Here is a 16,806-nt window from a genome sequence, read left to right as displayed (position 1 = left end):
GCCTGCACAGGTTGCTGCGCCCGGTGGGATGCCGGATACGGAAAAAGTCCCGCTGTTGCCGGGAAAAGTTCCCATGGCGCACCTGATTTGGGTGTGCGCCACAAGCCCTACTACCAAGGTACCGGGTGGCGGACACCAAAGCAGCATGGGGCTTGCGCGAAGCCCTTCTTAAGATGGGTGCCATAGCCTCTTCAAGGAGGTTTTGCGTGCAATCTCGAGGGCATAACAATGACAACAAAACGCAACGCCTTGCTCGTTGCCGGACTGCTGGCCGGCTTTATCAGTGCAGGTTCAGTCTGGGCTCACGGCGACGTCGTACCCCAGGCCGTCGCCACCCAGGGCCTGACCCCGATCAAGGACGCCGGCGTGCAGGTCGATGCCGATGGCTGGGCGGCGGTGAACCCCTATCGCACCTCCCCGGAACACGACAAGGCCGTGGAAATCGGCTCATCGGCCTATAACCAGAACTGCGCGGCCTGCCATGGCCTGGAAGCCAAGTCCGGCGGCATCGCCCCCGACCTGCGCATGCTCGATGCCGGCGATGCCGGTGATGAATGGTTCGTCGAACGGGTCCGCCAAGGTGCGGTGCGCGATGGCCGGGTGTACATGCCGAAGATGGCCGACTACCTGAGCCAGGAAGCCTTGTGGGCGGTGCGCACCTATCTGGACAGCGTTCACGTCGAGGAGTAATTCATGCGCCTGCTCGCTGTGTTGATCAGCGCTGTGTTGCTGTGCTGCCAGGCGGCGCAGGCGCAGGTCCGTACCTATGACGAAATGATCGCCGCCGGGGAGCTGAAGGTGGCGGTCTACAAGGACTTCGCCCCCTACAGTTTTGAAGACGCCGGCCAGCCGCGCGGGGTCGATGTCGAACTCGCCCAGGCCTTGGCCAGGGCGCTGGGCGTGCGTTTGACGCTGATCTGGGCACCGGCCGGCGAGAAGCTCGACGACGACCTGCGCGATTACATCTGGCGCGCCAGCCAGTTGCACGACCTGCAACTGGCCGACCTGATGATGCGCGTGCCCTACGACCAGGACTACGCCCGTAAACGCAATGAACTGGGCGAGCTGGAAAACGGCCATGTGGTGATGTTCGGACCGTACCAGAGCGAACAATGGCAAGTCGCCTTCGACCGCCGCCGGCTGGAGAAGGTGGGCAGCGTCGCGGTGTTCGAGCATCACCCGATCGGCGTCGAGGTCGACAGTGTGCCGTCGTTTTACCTGACCTCGGTGTTCAACGGCATGCTCGCCAGCAAGGCTCACCATTATCCCGGCGTGGCTCAGGCGTTTGCGGCGATGAAGGCCGGTGAAGTCGATGCCGTCATGGCGATGCGTGGCGAGATCGACTGGCAGGTGCACCAGGCGGCGGACCCGCAACTGGCGCTGGCGCAAAACGCTTACCCGAACATGGGCAAGCAGCTGTGGGAAATCGGCATGGCGGTGCACGAAAGCAATCGTCAATTGGCTTATGCCGTGGAGGAGGGGCTTGAAGCGTTGATTCGCGAGGGTTCGGTGAAAGCCATCTATGCCCGCTACGGCCTGCGCTACGACGTGCCCGAGATGTATCAACAGTGAACTGGCGAGCGAGTTGGCTGTTGGCCTGCTGGTTGCCCCTGGCAGCCCATGGGGTGGACATCGAACCGGGCAAGGACCCGGTGCCCTCGGTGATGTGGGCCTTTTATCACAAGCAAATGCTCGGCGATGCGCCGTTCGTGTTCGATGAGCGGGTCAAGCTGCTCGCGCCCCCGTTCGCCGAAGACGCCCGGCAAGTACCGCTGGAAATCGATGCCCGGGCGTTCAAGGGCGAGGTGGTGAAAATCCTCGCCTGGGCCGAACTCAATCCGTTGCCGAAAATCGTCGATTTCCAACCGCTGGACCGGGTGCTGCCGTGGCTGTCGATCCGTATCCGTATCGAACAGGCGACGCCGCTGCGCGCGGCGGTGCTGACCCGCGACGGGCTGTGGCATGTCGGCTCGACGCTGATCGATGCGGCGGGTGGCGGTTGCACGGCGCCGAGCGTGGTGCGCACGCAAGCGGGCTGGGAGGACCACCTCGGCGAAGTGCTCGGCGGTCGTTATCCCCGTGGCCAATCCAGTCGTCTGCGCCTGCAGGTGGCGCACCCGATGGACAACGGCATGGTCAGCGGCATCCCGGAGTTCTTCATCAACCAGGCTGAACTGCGCGACCAGCACGATCAGTTGCTGGCCCGTCTTGAACTGTTCCCCGCCGTCAGCGAAAACCCCAGCCTGGCGTTCGATATCGAAGGGGCAGGGCAAACCCGCCTGTTGTTGCGTGATAACAGCGGCAATCAATTCGATGCGGCCATACCCTGACCCCAAGGAGCGCGTGATGCGCTGGATGTTGCTGTTGTTCATGAGCCTGAGCCTGCCGGCCATGGCCGAGCTCGACTATGCACTCAAGCCCCGGCAGATCGCCGAAGGCACCTGGCTGCTCGAAGGCAGCACCGACAATTTCGCCAAGGCCAACGGCGGCAACATCGTCAACACCGCGTTCATCGTCACCGAGCGCGGCGTGGTGGTGATCGATACCGGGCCGTCTCGGCGCTACGGTGAAGCGATGCGCAAGGCGATTGCCGCGACCACCGATAAACCGGTGATCCAGGTGTTGCTGACCCATCATCATCCTGACCATGTGCTGGGTAACCAGGCCTTCACCGACGTACCGATCGGGGCGTTGGCCGGCACCACCGACCTGCTGCGGCAGCAGGGCGATGCCATGGCCGAGAACCTGTATCGGCTGGTGGGTGACTGGATGCGCGGCACCGAAGTGCGGTTGCCGACGCAGACGCTGACGCCTGGCGTACACAGTTTTGGGAATCACGATCTGCACCTGCTGAGCCTGGGTGGGCACACCGGTGCGGATCTGGCTATTCTCGACCGGAAAACCGGCGTGCTGTTTGCCGGGGATCTGGTGTTTTACCAACGGGCACTGACCACGCCCAACAGTCCGGGGCTGGCGGTGTGGCTGGCGGACATCGCCACGCTGCAAGGGTTGCCGTGGGCGCTGATCGTCCCCGGCCATGGGCCGGTGGCCAGTGATCAACAGCCCTTCGAGCAAATGCGTGACTACCTGACCTGGCTCGACGAGCTCATGCACGATGGCGCCGCCAATGGCAGCGACATGGCCGAGATGATCCGCAGCCCCATTCCCGAGCGTTTCGCCGGAATCACACTGAGCCGTTACGAACTGATCCGCAGCGTCAGCCATCTGTATCCGCGTTACGAGCGCTCACAGATGACGCGGGTGGATTCCACCGCAAACAAATGAACAACACACATCAACTGTAGGAGCGAGCTTGCTCGCGAAGGACGTTAACGATGACGGGGACTGCCTGGATGAACGCGGCGCTCTCACGTTTTTCGCGAGCAAGCTCGCTCCTACAGTTGGCCGGTGTTGATCGCAAAATCCGGTGTTCATATCATCCGACCCGGTACTAAGGGATTAGCAATCTAGGCACTGCGGGCAATTGTTGCCAGGGCGGCGGCGCCCAAGAATCTGCACCAGACCGGGAAAATTTCCCGGGTATAACAAAAACCGCAGAGGCAGCCGTCATGACCCAACCCGCACGTCGCCAACCCTTCGTCCTAAGCGCACTGCTCAGTGCCATGCTGTTGTCCGGCCCGGCAGTGGCCGCCGTCAGCGACCAGGACATTCTCCAGGACCCCAAGAACCCGGAGCAGATCGTCACCAACGGTCTGGGCGTCCAGGGTCAACGCTACAGCCCGCTGGACACCCTCAACGTCACCAACGTGAAAGACTTGCGGCCGGTCTGGGCATTCTCCTTCGGTGGCGAAAAACAACGCGGTCAGCAAGCACAGCCGATGATCAAGGACGGCGTGATGTACCTGACCGGTTCCTATTCGCGGGTGTTCGCGGTGGATGCACGCACCGGCAAGAAACTCTGGCAATACGATGCGCGCCTGCCCGATGACATCCGTCCGTGCTGCGACGTGATCAACCGCGGTGTCGCGCTGTACGGCGACCTGGTGTTCTTCGGCACCCTCGACGCCAAGCTCGTGGCCCTGAACAAGGACACCGGCAAAGTCGTGTGGAGCAAGAAAGTCGCCGATCACAAGGAAGGCTACTCGATCAGCGCCGCGCCCTTGGTGATCAACGGCAAACTGATTACCGGCGTGGCCGGTGGCGAGTTCGGGGTGGTCGGCAAGATCGAAGCCTACGACCCGAAAAACGGCAACCTGCTGTGGAGCCGGCCGACCGTGGAAGGCCACATGGGCTACGTCTACAAGGACGGCAAAGCCGTGGAAAATGGTATCTCCGGAGGGGAGGCGGGCAAGACGTGGCCTGGCGATCTGTGGAAAACCGGTGGCGCCGCCCCTTGGCTCGGCGGTTACTACGACCCGGAAACCAATCTGCTGCTGTTCGGCACCGGCAACCCGGCGCCATGGAACTCGCACCTGCGACCTGGGGACAACCTCTACTCGTCCTCGCGCCTGGCGCTCAACCCGGACGACGGCACCATCAAATGGCACTTCCAGAGCACGCCCCATGATGGCTGGGACTATGACGGCGTGAACGAGCTGGTGTCATTTAACTACAGCGAAGGCGGCAAAGAGATCAAGGCCGCCGCCACGGCTGACCGTAACGGCTTCTTCTACGTGCTGGACCGCACCAACGGCAAATTCATCCGCGGCTTCCCTTTCGTGGACAAGATCACTTGGGCCACCGGCCTGGATAAAGACGGCCGGCCGATCTACAACGAAGCCAGCCGCCCGGGCGCACCGGGCACTGAGGCCAAAGGCGGCTCGGTATTCGTCGCCCCGGCGTTCCTCGGCGCGAAAAACTGGATGCCGATGGCCTACAACAAGGACACCGGGCTGTTCTACGTGCCGTCCAATGAATGGGGCATGGACATCTGGAACGAGAGCATCGCCTACAAGAAAGGCGCGGCGTTCCTCGGTGCCGGTTTCACCATCAAGCCATTGAATGAAGACTACATCGGCGTGCTGCGCGCCATCGACCCGAAAACCGGCAAGGAAGTCTGGCGCCACAAGAACTTCGCGCCGCTGTGGGGCGGGGTGCTGACCACCAAGGGCAACCTGGTGTTCACCGGCACGCCGGAAGGTTTCCTGCAGGCATTCAATGCCAAGACCGGCGAGAAAGTCTGGGAATTCCAGACCGGTTCCGGCGTGCTCGGCTCGCCCGTGACCTGGGAAATGGACGGCGAACAGTACGTCTCGGTGCTCTCGGGCTGGGGCGGTGCGGTACCGCTGTGGGGCGGTGAAGTGGCCAAGCGGATCAAGGACTTCAACCAGGGCGGCATGCTCTGGACCTTCAAGTTGCCCAAAGACCTGGTCGTGGCCAAACACTGACCCTGAACCCACCGCATAACCCTGTAGGAGCGAGCTCGCTCGCGAAAAACCCGAGAACGCCGCGGGGCATCAGGTTTGCCGCGTAATCGTTGACGGCCATCGCCAGCAAGCCGGCTCCTACAAAGACTGCGTCGTGCGCGATTAAAACGGCACCCGCTCCCACAGGGAGGTTTACCAAATGAAAATTTGCGCAAACCTACGACCAAATAACGAGATTCCCCCTGCCAACGGCGCATTCGTCTGGCGCTCGGGGCTCTCTACTATCGTTCCATCGCCTGTTTGCCCGACAGGCATCGACCCAGACAGAGGCCCACCATGATCTACGCACAACCCGGAACACCTGGCGCCGTCGTTACGTTCAAGGCGCGCTACGGCAATTTCATCGGCGGCGAATTCGTCGCGCCGGTCAACGGTGAGTACTTCACCAACACCTCACCGGTGACCGGTGAAGTGATCGCCGAATTCCCACGCTCCAGCGCCGCCGACATCGAAAAAGCCCTGGACGCGGCGCATGCTGCCGCTGACGCCTGGGGCAAGACCTCGGCCCAGGACCGCTCGCGGGTGCTGCTGAAAATCGCCGACCGCATTGAACAGAACCTGGAAATCCTCGCCGTTACCGAAACCTGGGACAACGGCAAGGCCGTGCGCGAAACCCTGAACGCCGACGTGCCCCTGGCCGCCGACCATTTCCGCTACTTCGCCGGCTGCATCCGTGCCCAGGAAGGCGGCGCCGCCGAAATCAACGAACTGACCACCGCCTATCATTTCCATGAACCCCTGGGCGTGGTCGGGCAGATCATCCCGTGGAACTTCCCTCTGCTGATGGCGGCCTGGAAACTGGCTCCGGCCCTGGCTGCCGGCAACTGCGTGGTGCTCAAGCCTGCCGAACAGACGCCGCTGTCGATCATGGTCTTCGCCGAGCTGATCGCCGACTTGCTGCCGGCCGGCGTGTTGAACATCGTCCAGGGTTTCGGTCGCGAAGCGGGTGAAGCCCTGGCCACCAGCAAGCGTATCGCCAAGATTGCCTTCACCGGCTCGACCCCGATCGGCGCGCACATCATGAAGTGCGCCGCCGAGAACATCATTCCAAGCACCGTGGAGCTGGGCGGCAAGTCGCCGAACATTTTCTTCGAAGACATCATGCAAGCCGAACCGCAGTTCATCGAGAAGGCTGCCGAAGGCCTGGTGCTGGCGTTCTTCAACCAGGGCGAAGTCTGCACCTGTCCATCCCGTGCGCTGGTGCAGGAGTCGATCTACGACGACTTCATGAAAGTGGTGATGAAGAAGATCGTCAAGATCAAGCGCGGCGACCCGCTGGACACCGAGACCATGGTCGGCGCCCAGGCGTCCGAGCAGCAATACGACAAGATCCTCTCGTACCTGAAAATTGCCCAGGAGGAGGGTGCCGAACTGCTCGCCGGCGGCGCGGCCGAGCGGCTTGAGGGCGACTTGTCGACGGGTTACTACATCCAGCCGACCCTGCTCAAGGGTCACAACAAGATGCGCGTGTTCCAGGAGGAGATTTTCGGCCCGGTGGTGGGTATCACCACCTTCAAGGACGAAGCCGAAGCCCTGGCCATCGCCAACGACAGCGAGTTCGGCCTCGGCGCCGGCCTGTGGACCCGCGACATCAACCGCGCCTACCGCATGGGCCGGGCGATCAAGGCCGGTCGCGTGTGGACCAACTGCTACCACCTGTACCCGGCCCATGCCGCGTTCGGTGGCTACAAGAAGTCCGGGGTCGGTCGTGAAAACCACAAGATGATGCTCGATCACTACCAGCAGACCAAAAACCTGCTGGTGAGCTACGACATCAATCCGCTGGGGTTCTTCTAACCCCCGCAAAACCCTGAAGAACCTGTGGGAGCGAGCTTGCTCGCGATGGCGGCGTGACAGTCAACATCAATGTTGAATGTACTGTCCTCATCGCGAGCAAGCTCGCTCCCACATTGGTTTTTGGATGTTCTGGAGATCTGTGCAGCACCCCCTACCAACGCACGCCGCCACTTCGTTCGAAAGTAGCATTCGGTCGCCCCGCACCCCGTGCATTAATGGCTTTACCGGAATCGTCCGGCACAAGAAGAGGATTGACCCATGTGGACTAAACCCGCGTTTACCGATCTGCGCATTGGCTTCGAAGTGACGATGTATTTCGCCAACCGCTGATTGTCCGCCCGGCCAGCCGTGGCGTTGGCCGGGCCTGCCTTCTGGAGCATCTTTCATGCACATCCGTGTTCTCGGTTCCGCCGCCGGCGGCGGTTTCCCGCAGTGGAACTGCAACTGCCGCCAGTGCGCCGGCCTGCGCAACGGCAGCCTGCGGGCGCAACGGCGTACGCAGTCGTCCATTGCCCTGAGCGACAACGGTGTGGACTGGGTGCTGTGCAATGCTTCACCGGACATCCGCGCGCAGCTGGAGAGTTTCCCGGCTCTGCAACCGGCTCGGCGCCTGCGCGATACCGCGATCGCCGGTGTCGTCCTGCTGGACAGTCAGATCGACCATTGCACCGGCCTGTTGAGCCTGCGCGAAGGTTGCCCGCATTCGGTATGGTGCACTGAGCGGGTTCACGAAGACCTGAGCAGCGGCTTCCCGTTGTTCACCATGCTCGAGCACTGGAACGGTGGTTTGCAGTGGCAACCCATCGGGCTGGACCGTGAGCCATTCGGCATCGCGGCCTGCGAACACCTGCAGTTTCACGCAATCCCCCTGGTCAGCAACGCTCCACCGTACTCGCCCAACCGCGGCAATCCGCAGCCGGGGGACACCATCGGCCTGTTTATCGAAGACCGGCGCAATGGCGCATCGCTGTTCTATGCGCCGGGCCTGGGGCAAATCGATGACGAAGTCCTGAGCTGGATGCAGCGTGCCGACTGCCTGTTGCTGGACGGCACCCTGTGGCGCGACGACGAAATGCGCGTGTGCGAAGTCGGGCAGAGCCTGGGCAGTGAAATGGGGCACCTGGCGCAAAGCGGTCCCGGCGGCATGCTTGAAGTGCTGGAAGGATTTACCCGTCAGCGCAAGGTGCTGATTCATATCAACAACACCAATCCGATTCTCGATGAAGACTCGGCCGAGCGGGCGCTGCTGGAGCGGCGGGGGATTGAAGTGGCCTATGACGGCATGAGCATTGAGCTGTAGCTGCTCGCCTCTTCGCGAGCAGGCTCGCTCCCACAGGGGATCGGTGTGAACACAGATTTTGCGTACATCATAAATCCAATGTGGGAGCGAGCCTGCTCGCGAAGGGGCCAGATCAGGCACCGCAGAAACCCCGGAGAACCGCAATGATTGCCATCCCAATGACCCCCACCGAATTCGAACAGGCCCTGCGCGCCAAAGGCGCCTACTACCACATCCACCACCCCTTCCACCAAGCCATGTACGCCGGCCGCGCCAGTCGAGCACAGATCCAGGGCTGGGTCGCCAATCGCTTCTACTACCAGGTCAACATCCCGCTCAAGGATGCCGCGATCCTCGCCAACTGCCCGGACCGCGAGGTCCGGCGCGAATGGCTGCAACGGATTCTCGACCACGACGGCGTCCCCGGCAGCGAAGGCGGCATCGAAGCCTGGCTACGCCTGGGCGAAGCCGTGGGCCTGGACCGCGAACAAATCCTGTCCCAGGAGCTGGTGCTGCCGGGCGTGCGCTTCGCCGTCGATGCCTACGTCAACTTCGCCCGCCGCGCCTGCTGGCAGGAAGCAGCCAGCAGTTCGCTGACCGAACTGTTCGCGCCACAGATCCACCAGTCCCGCCTCGACGCCTGGCCGACCCATTACCCGTGGATCGACGCCGCCGGCTACGACTACTTCCGTACTCGCCTGAGCCAGGCGCGGCGTGATGTCGAGCACGGCTTGCGCATCACTCTGGCGCATTACGTGACCTTCGAGGCCCAGCAACGCATGCTCGAGATTCTGCAATTCAAGCTCGACGTGCTGTGGAGCATGCTTGACGCCATGAGCATGGCCTATGAACTGGAGCGCCCGCCGTTCCACACGGTGACCAGCGAGAACGTCTGGCACCGGGGGATTGCCCTGTGAGCCTGATCAAGCGAGAGCAGGCACCGTCCCTGCGTCAGGGTTTTCGCCTGCAATGGGAACCGCGCCAGGACTGCCATGTGCTGCTTTACCCCGAAGGCATGATCAAACTCAACACCAGCGCCGGGCAGATCCTCGACCTGGTGAACGGCCGGCGCAGCGTCGCGGCAATCATTGACCTGCTGTGCGCGAATTTCCCCGGCGTGCCGGGGATCGACGAGGATGTGCTGGCATTCCTGGAGGTGGCCCATGCGCAATTCTGGATCGAATGAGGCGCCTCCGGGGCCGCCGCTGTGGTTGCTGGCGGAGCTGACCTATCGTTGCCCCCTGCAATGCCCGTATTGCTCCAACCCGCTGGACTTTGCCCAATCAGGTGAAGAGCTGAGTACCGAAGAATGGATTCGCGTATTCCGTGAAGCCCGGGACATGGGCGCGGCGCAACTGGGGTTTTCCGGTGGGGAGCCGCTGGTTCGCCAGGACCTGGCCGAACTGATCAAGGCCGCCCGGGACATGGGCTACTACACCAACCTGATCACCTCGGGCATCGGCCTGACCGAACAGAAAGTCCGCGACTTCAAGGTGGCCGGGCTCGATCACATCCAGATCAGCTTCCAGGCCGCTGACGAAGCGGTGAACAACATGCTCGCCGGCTCGCGCAAGGCGTTCGCGCAGAAACTGGCCATGGCCCGGGCGGTGAAAGCCCAGGGCTACCCGATGGTGCTGAACTTCGTCACCCACCGGCACAACATCGACGATATCGCGAAGATCATCGACCTGTGCCTGGAGCTGGAAGCGGATTTCGTCGAACTGGCCACCTGCCAGTTCTACGGTTGGGCCGAACTCAACCGCGTCGGCCTGCTGCCGACCCGCGATCAACTGCAGCGTGCCGAGCGCATCACTAACGAGTACCGCGAGCGTCTGGAGGCTCAGGGCCATCCGTGCAAGCTGATCTTCGTCACCCCAGACTATTACGAAGAACGCCCCAAGACTTGCATGAACGGCTGGGCCAACCTGTTTCTCGACATCACCCCGGACGGCACCGCCTTGCCGTGCCACAGTGCGCGGCAGCTGCCGGTGCAGTTTCCCAACGTGCGCGAGCACAGTATCGAGCACATCTGGACCGACTCCTTCGGTTTCAACCGCTTTCGCGGCGATGACTGGATGAAGGAGCCGTGCCGCTCCTGCGATGAAAAACACAAGGACCTGGGCGGCTGCCGCTGCCAGGCGTTCATGCTCACTGGCGATGCAGCCAATGCCGACCCGGTGTGCAGCAAGTCGCCGCATCATGGGGTGATCCTCAAGGCCCGGGAGGAGGCCGATGCGCCGGGGCTGGGCATAGAACACCTGACGTTGCGCAACGAGAAGGCTTCGCGCTTGATCTATCGCGGATAAATCAAGCGACACAAATCCCCTGTGGGAGCGAGCTTGCTCCGGGCGGCGTTCCGACGATAGCGGACTTCCAAAAGAAATGATGTTGCCTGACACTCCGCTATCGTCGGAACGCCGCCCGGAGCAAGCTCGCTCCCACAGGGAATCTCTGGTGAATCCAGAGTCTGAGTACACCAGCCTGCTACCCATTTGGTCTGATTGCATTCGCAGCCGGATGCGTTAGTGTGGCTTTACCTTCCAAAACAATAAAAAACAGGCTTTCCAATGAGCCAGAGTCTCAGCCAGCTGCGTAAATTCGTTTCTCCTGAAATCATCTTCGGTGCCGGCTGCCGGCATAACGTCGGCAACTACGCCAAGACCTTCGGTGCCCGCAAGGTGCTGGTGGTCAGCGATCCCGGGGTGATTGCCGCCGGATGGGTGGCCGATGTCGAGGCCAGCCTGCAAGCCCAGGGCATCGATTACTTCCTGTACAGCGACGTATCACCCAATCCGCGGGTCGAAGAGGTCATGCTCGGCGCCGAGCTGTACCGGGAAAACCATTGCGATGTGATAGTCGCCGTCGGCGGCGGCAGCCCGATGGATTGCGGCAAGGGCATCGGCATTGTCGTCGCCCACGGGCGCAGCATCCTCGAGTTCGAGGGCGTGGACACCATCCGCGTGCCCAGCCCGCCGCTGATCCTGATTCCGACCACCGCCGGCACCTCGGCGGATGTCTCGCAATTCGTGATCATTTCCAATCAGCAGGAACGCATGAAGTTCTCCATCGTCAGCAAGGCCGTGGTGCCGGACGTGTCGCTGATCGATCCGGAAACCACCCTGAGCATGGACCCGTTCCTGTCGGCCTGTACCGGCATCGACGCCCTGGTGCATGCCATCGAGGCCTTTGTCTCTACCGGCCACGGACCCTTGACCGATCCCCATGCCCTGGAAGCCATGCGCCTGATCAATGGCAACTTGGTGCAGATGATCGCCAACCCCAACGACATCGCCCTGCGCGAGAAGATCATGCTCGGCAGCATGCAGGCCGGGCTGGCGTTCTCCAACGCGATCCTCGGCGCGGTGCATGCGATGTCCCACAGCCTCGGCGGTTTTCTCGACCTGCCCCACGGCCTGTGCAATGCGGTGCTGGTGGAACACGTGGTGGCGTTCAACTACAACTCCGCCCCCGAGCGTTTCAAGGTGATCGCCGAGACCTTCGGCATCGATTGCCGCGGCCTCAATCACCGGCAGATCTGCGGGCGCCTGGTGGAACACCTGATCGCCCTCAAACATGCGATCGGCTTCCATGAAACCCTGGGCCTGCACGGGGTCAGCATGGCGGACATTCCGTTCCTCTCGCAACACGCCATGCACGACCCGTGCATCCTCACCAACCCGCGCGAGTCCAGTCAGCGTGATGTCGAGGTCGTCTATGGCGAAGCCCTCTGAGGAGCAACAACGGGCGCTGGCCGGACTACTCGGATTAGGCAGCCATTCGGCGCGCAAGAGTCATTACCCGGAACTGGCTGCGCGCCTGGATGAGCTGGAAGCCGAGCGCAATCGCTACAAGTGGTTGTTCGAAAACGCCGTGCACGGGATCTTCCAGGCCAGCCTGCTTGAAGGCATGCGCGCCGCCAACCCGGCGCTGGCGCGGATGCTGGGCTACCAGAATCCGCAGGAGGTGTTGTTTTCGCTGGCGGACCTGGCCAGCAACCTGTTCGTCGGCGGGGCGCAGGAACTGGAAAACATCGGCGAGATCCTCAGGCACCAGGGCAGCCTGCATGGCTACGAAACCCAATTGCGACGCAAGGACGGCAGCCGTCTGGACGTGTTGATGAACCTGTTGCTCAAGCCCGATCAGGAAGGTCTGGTGGAAGGGTTTGTCGCCGACATCACCGAACGCAAGCTGGCCCAGCAGCGCCTGCAACAACTCAACGATGAACTGGAACAGCGGGTCACCGCGCGCACCGACGAATTACTCGAAGCCAACCGCAACCTGCAGCAGCAGATCACCCAGCGCAAACAGATCGCAGAAGCCTTGCGCGATGCCCGGGACGCCGCCGAGGCCGCCAATCGCAGCAAGGACAAATACCTCGCTGCCGCCAGTCATGACCTGCTGCAACCGCTCAACGCCGCGCGCTTGCTGATCTCGACCCTGCGCGAGCGCAAACTGCCCGAGGTCGAGCAGGTGCTGGTGGAGCGTACCCACCAGGCCCTGGAAGGGGCCGAAGATTTGCTCACCGATCTGCTCGACATTTCCCGGCTCGATCAGGCCGCGGTCAAGCCGGACGTTGCGCTGTACCGCCTCGATGAGTTGCTGGGGCCGCTGGTGTCGGAATTCCGCTCGGTGGCCGAAGCCGCCGGGTTGAACCTGCGCGTGCACATGGGCGACTTCGCCATCAGCACCGACTTGCGCCTGATGACGCGGATCCTGCGCAACTTTCTCAGCAACGCCTGCCGTTACACCGACTCGGGCAGCATCCTGCTGGGGGCGCGGCGGCGGGGCGCAATGCTGCGCCTGGAGGTCTGGGACACTGGACGCGGAATTGCCGCGGATCGGCTGGATTCGATCTTTCTCGAGTTCAACCAACTGGACGTCGGTCGCGCCGCCGACCGCAAGGGTGTGGGGCTGGGCCTGGCGATTGTCGAGCGCATCGCGAAAATCCTCGACTACCGGATTCAGGTTTATTCGCGGCCGGGGCGCGGCTCCATGTTCAGCATCGACGTGCCGATTTCCCGTGAAATTCCGTTGCCGATCAGTCAGGCCGTGCCCCTGCCGGGTACCGGCAACCCACTGCCGGGTCGGCGCTTGCTGGTGCTGGACAACGAAGTCAGCATCCTTGAAAGCATGAGCGCGCTGCTCGGGCAGTGGGGCTGCGAAGTGGTGATCGCCACCGATCAAGCGTCTGCGCTGACGGCCTTGCAGGGCCAGGCACCGGAACTGATCCTGGCCGACTACCATCTCGATCATGGGGTGGTGGGCTGTGAGGTGGTCCGGCATTTGCGTCAGCATTTCGGCCAGGCGATCCCCGCGGTGATCATCACCGCGGACCGCACCGACCAGTGCCGCAGCGCCTTGCTCAAGCTCGAGGCACCGCTGCTGAACAAACCGGTGAAACCCGGCAAGCTGCGCGCAGTGCTGAGTCAGATGCTGGGCTAGTCGAGTGGGCGATACTGCAGGCTCAAACCCAGTTGCGTGGACTGACCTTGCTCGAGCAACACCAACCCCGGCCGCCCCGGCAGGTGATGGGCATTGACCGGGTGGCTCACCGGCTCGATGCAGAAAAACCCCAGGCCCACCGGGCAGTAGAGCAGGTAGTAATCGCTGCCGGTAGCCTGGCATTGCAGTTCATAGCCAAGGTCCGGTTGCTGGATCAGGCAGTGACCGTCCCATTCGCAGAAGCCGTTGTCGACCAGGGTGTCGGGCAACTGTTCAAGTTGCTGGAAATCCCATTCGGCGGGCAGCGAAGTCAGTTTTGTCGGCAATTTTACAGCGTCGCATAACCAGACTTGTCGGGCCTGCGCCTGCAATCGGGTGCCCGCCGTGCGCGGCAGATAGGGATGTAAGCCCAAGCCATGCCAGGCGGCGAGTTCGGCCAGGTGGGTGACGTGCAGATCGATGCTCAGCTTGCCCTCGCTCAGGTGGAATCGTTGCCGGGCGCGATAGGCGAAGGGCGTCGTACTGTCGAGTTGCAGGACGACTTCATCCTGAGTGTGCGAAAGCACCTGCCACGGCTGTTGCCAGGCGCTGCCATGAATCGGCAGAGGATCGGTGAGGCTGTTGGGCGTCAGTGCCAGCCAGCCGTCGGGGCGGTCGAAGCCACCTTCGGAAATACGGTTAGACCATGGCGCCAAGGGAAAGCAACCGAGCTTGCCCGGCAGACCGGTGTTCAGCGCGTGGCTGTCGCTGTGGCGCAGCAGCGGCTGACCGGTGTTGCGCACGGTCCAGTTGACGATGCTGCCCCCGAGTTCGGGGGCGAGGGTGAGGTGGGTGAGTCCGTCTTCGAGTTCGAGGAGTGTTGGCGTCATGTTGATTTTCAGGCTCATTGAGGGCTTTTGTGGCGAGGGAGCTTGCTCCCGCTCGGCTGCGCAGCAGTCGCAAATCCAGTCAACTCGGTCTGTCTGGAAAATACAGGGGGCCGCTGCGCGCCCCAGCGGGAGCAAGCTCCCTCGCCACAGGGATCATGCTCCACAGGAAAAACTGCCTACCGCTTTTACAACACCAAATGCGGCAACCACAGCGACAGAGCAGGAATGTAGGTCACGGCCATCAGCACCAGGAACAGCACCCCATAGAACGGCAGCAGCGCCTTCACGGTTTTTTCGATACTGACTTTGCCCACCGCCGACCCCACAAACAGCACAGCACCCACCGGCGGCGTGATTAAACCGATCCCCAGGTTCACCAGCATGATCATGCCGAACTGCACCGGGTCCACGCCAATGCCCAGAATCACCGGCATCAGGATCGGCGTGAGGATCAGGATCAGCGGCGCCATGTCCATTACCGTGCCCAGTAACAGCAGCATGACGTTGATGCACATCAGGATCACATAACGATTATCCGACAGGGTCAGGAACATCGTGGTGATCTTCGACGGGATCTGCATCAGGGTCATGATGTAGCCGAAGCTGGCAGCGAAGCCGATCAGGATCATCACGATCGAAATCGTGCGCACCGTGCGGTGCATCAGTTTCGGCAGCTCGCTCCACTTGTAGTCGCGGTAGATGAACATGGTGACGAAGAACGACCACAGCACCGCAATCGCCGCCGACTCGGTCGCGGTGAAGATACCCGAGAGAATGCCGCCGAGGATGATCACCATGGCCATCAGGCCCCACATCGCTTCGCCGCAGATTTTCAGCGCCTGACGCATGGGGATGACTTCACCCTTGGGGTAATTGCGCTTCCTGGCGAAGATCAGGCACAGCACCATCAGGCACGCGCTCATCAACAGCCCCGGGACCACACCGGCCATGAACAGCGAAGCAATCGATACCGTGCCGCCAGCCGCCAGGGAATAGAGCACCGAGTTGTGGCTGGGCGGGGTCAACAGTGCCTGCACCGAGCCGCTGACGGTGACCGCCGTGGCGAACTCCCGGGGATAACCCCGGCGTTCCATCTCTGGAATCAGCACCGAACCGACCGACGCGGTGTCCGCCACCGAGGAACCGGAGATCGCGCCGAAGAAGGTCGAGGCCATGATGTTGACCAGCGACAAGCCGCCGCGCACGAAACCCACCAGCACCCCGGCAAACGCCACCAGCCGCCGGGACATGCCGCCCTCGGCCATGATCGCGCCAGCCAGGACGAAGAACGGAATCGCCAACAGCGAGAATTTGTTGACGCCACCGGCGACCTGAATCATCAGGGCCTGGAATGGAATGTCGATCCACCACGCGCCGATCAGCGCGGAAAGGCCCAGGGCGTAGGCGACCGGCATGCCGATCAGGATCAAAGCGATAAAACTGCCAAGCAGAATCAGAGCGTCCATCAGGCGGCACCTTCGCTTTCTTCAACCAGGTCGAAACGCACGACCCGCCGGTTGCTCTGGTCACCGAGCAAGAGTTTTTCCAGGACAAAGATCAAGGTCAGCAGGCCGCCCACGGGGATCGGCATGTAAGTGATGCCTACGCGCAGGGTGGGCAGGGCGCTCATGAACTGGTTCCAGGTCGACAGGCAAAGCTTGGTGCCCCAGACCGTCATGAACACGCAGATTGTTGCCATCAGCAGCTGCGAGACGATGCTCATGGTCTTGCGCAGTTCGGGTGCCATGCGGTCGGTGAGCATGGCCACGGCCATATGCGCACCGGCGCGATAACTGGCGGCTGCACCGATGAAGGTAAAGACCATCATCAGCAGGATCGCGGTGGGCTCCGGCCAGCTCGAGCCGGTGCCGAGCACGTAGCGGGCAAACACACCCCAGGGAATGATCAGGGAAATGGCCAGGACCGACAGGCCGGCGACCCAGATGCAGGTCATGTAAATCCTGTCGTTGATACGTAGCAGCAGATTCTTCATCGGGTTCCACCGTAACCGGGCGCGCGCTGACAAACACCA

General features: G+C 62.2%; 16 protein-coding genes. 13 read left to right on the top strand and 3 right to left on the bottom strand.

The window, feature by feature from the left end; translation table 11 throughout:
• Positions 1 to 228: 228 nt before the first annotated feature.
• From pedF to ACA041_RS16415, 13 genes are all read left to right on the top strand, one after another.
• Positions 229 to 690, top strand: coding sequence for a cytochrome c-550 PedF (gene pedF / locus ACA041_RS16475; protein WP_497433908.1), 462 nt, complete (start codon positions 229 to 231; stop codon positions 688 to 690).
• Positions 691 to 693: 3 nt separating this feature from the next.
• Positions 694 to 1,572, top strand: a complete 879-nt coding sequence (locus tag ACA041_RS16470; RefSeq protein ID WP_497433905.1) for a substrate-binding periplasmic protein — start codon at positions 694 to 696, stop codon at positions 1,570 to 1,572.
• Positions 1,569 to 2,330 (top strand): quinoprotein dehydrogenase-associated SoxYZ-like carrier, encoded by a 762-nt coding sequence (locus ACA041_RS16465; RefSeq protein ID WP_497433902.1) that lies wholly within the window; start codon positions 1,569 to 1,571, stop codon positions 2,328 to 2,330. Before ACA041_RS16470 ends, ACA041_RS16465 begins: the two co-directional genes overlap by 4 nt.
• Before the next feature lie 16 nt (positions 2,331 to 2,346).
• Complete coding sequence (locus ACA041_RS16460) at positions 2,347 to 3,285, top strand: quinoprotein relay system zinc metallohydrolase 1 (protein ID WP_497433900.1); 939 nt, start codon at positions 2,347 to 2,349, stop codon at positions 3,283 to 3,285.
• Positions 3,286 to 3,569: 284 nt separating this feature from the next.
• Positions 3,570 to 5,348, top strand: coding sequence for a PQQ-dependent methanol/ethanol family dehydrogenase (locus ACA041_RS16455; protein WP_497433898.1), 1,779 nt, complete (start codon positions 3,570 to 3,572; stop codon positions 5,346 to 5,348).
• Positions 5,349 to 5,663: 315 nt separating this feature from the next.
• Complete coding sequence (gene exaC / locus ACA041_RS16450) at positions 5,664 to 7,184, top strand: acetaldehyde dehydrogenase ExaC (protein WP_497433895.1); 1,521 nt, start codon at positions 5,664 to 5,666, stop codon at positions 7,182 to 7,184.
• 258 nt (positions 7,185 to 7,442) lie between these two features.
• Positions 7,443 to 7,514, top strand: coding sequence for a pyrroloquinoline quinone precursor peptide PqqA (pqqA, locus tag ACA041_RS16445; RefSeq protein WP_003253598.1), 72 nt, complete (start codon positions 7,443 to 7,445; stop codon positions 7,512 to 7,514).
• Positions 7,515 to 7,569: 55 nt separating this feature from the next.
• A complete protein-coding gene (gene pqqB / locus ACA041_RS16440; protein ID WP_497433892.1) occupies positions 7,570 to 8,484 on the top strand; it encodes a pyrroloquinoline quinone biosynthesis protein PqqB in 915 nt (304 codons plus the stop codon).
• Positions 8,485 to 8,627: 143 nt separating this feature from the next.
• Positions 8,628 to 9,380, top strand: coding sequence for a pyrroloquinoline-quinone synthase PqqC (gene pqqC, locus ACA041_RS16435; protein WP_497433888.1), 753 nt, complete (start codon positions 8,628 to 8,630; stop codon positions 9,378 to 9,380).
• Complete coding sequence (pqqD, locus tag ACA041_RS16430; protein WP_497433885.1) at positions 9,377 to 9,649, top strand: pyrroloquinoline quinone biosynthesis peptide chaperone PqqD; 273 nt, start codon at positions 9,377 to 9,379, stop codon at positions 9,647 to 9,649. The genes pqqC and pqqD overlap by 4 nt, the downstream gene beginning before the upstream one ends.
• On the top strand, positions 9,627 to 10,769 hold the full coding sequence (pqqE, locus tag ACA041_RS16425) for a pyrroloquinoline quinone biosynthesis protein PqqE (protein WP_497433882.1): 1,143 nt from the start codon (positions 9,627 to 9,629) through the stop codon (positions 10,767 to 10,769). The genes pqqD and pqqE overlap by 23 nt, the downstream gene beginning before the upstream one ends.
• Positions 10,770 to 11,030: 261 nt before the next feature.
• The gene (ercA, locus tag ACA041_RS16420; RefSeq protein ID WP_150744558.1) at positions 11,031 to 12,194 is read left to right on the top strand and encodes an alcohol dehydrogenase-like regulatory protein ErcA; all 1,164 of its coding nucleotides are present in this window, start codon (positions 11,031 to 11,033) and stop codon (positions 12,192 to 12,194) included.
• Entirely contained in the window at positions 12,178 to 13,905 is a 1,728-nt protein-coding gene (locus ACA041_RS16415; protein ID WP_497433878.1) for a PAS domain-containing hybrid sensor histidine kinase/response regulator, read from the top strand. The genes ercA and ACA041_RS16415 overlap by 17 nt, the downstream gene beginning before the upstream one ends.
• On the opposite strand, the gene ACA041_RS16410 is transcribed toward ACA041_RS16415, so the two are convergent.
• The 3 genes from ACA041_RS16410 to ACA041_RS16400 form a co-directional block, all read right to left on the bottom strand.
• Entirely contained in the window at positions 13,902 to 14,774 is an 873-nt protein-coding gene (locus ACA041_RS16410) for an aldose 1-epimerase (protein WP_497442091.1), read from the bottom strand. The two genes, ACA041_RS16415 and ACA041_RS16410, sit on opposite strands and share 4 nt — an antisense overlap.
• Before the next feature lie 185 nt (positions 14,775 to 14,959).
• Positions 14,960 to 16,240 carry a TRAP transporter large permease gene (locus ACA041_RS16405; protein ID WP_497433874.1) on the bottom strand — a complete coding sequence of 427 codons (1,281 nt, stop codon included), beginning with the start codon at positions 16,238 to 16,240 and terminating at the stop codon, positions 14,960 to 14,962.
• Positions 16,240 to 16,767, bottom strand: coding sequence for a TRAP transporter small permease (locus tag ACA041_RS16400; RefSeq protein ID WP_497433869.1), 528 nt, complete (start codon positions 16,765 to 16,767; stop codon positions 16,240 to 16,242). Before ACA041_RS16400 ends, ACA041_RS16405 begins: the two co-directional genes overlap by 1 nt.
• Positions 16,768 to 16,806 lie beyond the last annotated feature (39 nt).

This window comes from Pseudomonas sp. LBUM1676 (genome assembly GCF_059695605.1).
The sequence above is the reverse complement of the archived record's forward strand: the minus strand, read 5'-3'. Positions and strand labels throughout refer to the sequence as shown.

What these genes read in the sequence shown, in the direction of transcription:
- pedF (WP_497433908.1), top strand. Translation starts at nt 229, where the DNA reads ATGACAACAAAACGCAACGCCTTGCTCGTTGCCGGACTGCTGGCCGGC.
- ACA041_RS16470 (WP_497433905.1), top strand. Translation starts at nt 694, where the DNA reads ATGCGCCTGCTCGCTGTGTTGATCAGCGCTGTGTTGCTGTGCTGCCAG.
- ACA041_RS16460 (WP_497433900.1), top strand. Translation starts at nt 2,347, where the DNA reads ATGCGCTGGATGTTGCTGTTGTTCATGAGCCTGAGCCTGCCGGCCATG.
- ACA041_RS16455 (WP_497433898.1), top strand. Translation starts at nt 3,570, where the DNA reads ATGACCCAACCCGCACGTCGCCAACCCTTCGTCCTAAGCGCACTGCTC.
- exaC (WP_497433895.1), top strand. Translation starts at nt 5,664, where the DNA reads ATGATCTACGCACAACCCGGAACACCTGGCGCCGTCGTTACGTTCAAG.
- pqqB (WP_497433892.1), top strand. Translation starts at nt 7,570, where the DNA reads ATGCACATCCGTGTTCTCGGTTCCGCCGCCGGCGGCGGTTTCCCGCAG.
- pqqC (WP_497433888.1), top strand. Translation starts at nt 8,628, where the DNA reads ATGATTGCCATCCCAATGACCCCCACCGAATTCGAACAGGCCCTGCGC.
- pqqE (WP_497433882.1), top strand. Translation starts at nt 9,627, where the DNA reads ATGCGCAATTCTGGATCGAATGAGGCGCCTCCGGGGCCGCCGCTGTGG.
- ercA (WP_150744558.1), top strand. Translation starts at nt 11,031, where the DNA reads ATGAGCCAGAGTCTCAGCCAGCTGCGTAAATTCGTTTCTCCTGAAATC.
- ACA041_RS16415 (WP_497433878.1), top strand. Translation starts at nt 12,178, where the DNA reads ATGGCGAAGCCCTCTGAGGAGCAACAACGGGCGCTGGCCGGACTACTC.
- ACA041_RS16410 (WP_497442091.1), bottom strand. Translation starts at nt 14,774, where the DNA reads ATGACGCCAACACTCCTCGAACTCGAAGACGGACTCACCCACCTCACC.
- ACA041_RS16405 (WP_497433874.1), bottom strand. Translation starts at nt 16,240, where the DNA reads ATGGACGCTCTGATTCTGCTTGGCAGTTTTATCGCTTTGATCCTGATC.
- ACA041_RS16400 (WP_497433869.1), bottom strand. Translation starts at nt 16,767, where the DNA reads ATGAAGAATCTGCTGCTACGTATCAACGACAGGATTTACATGACCTGC.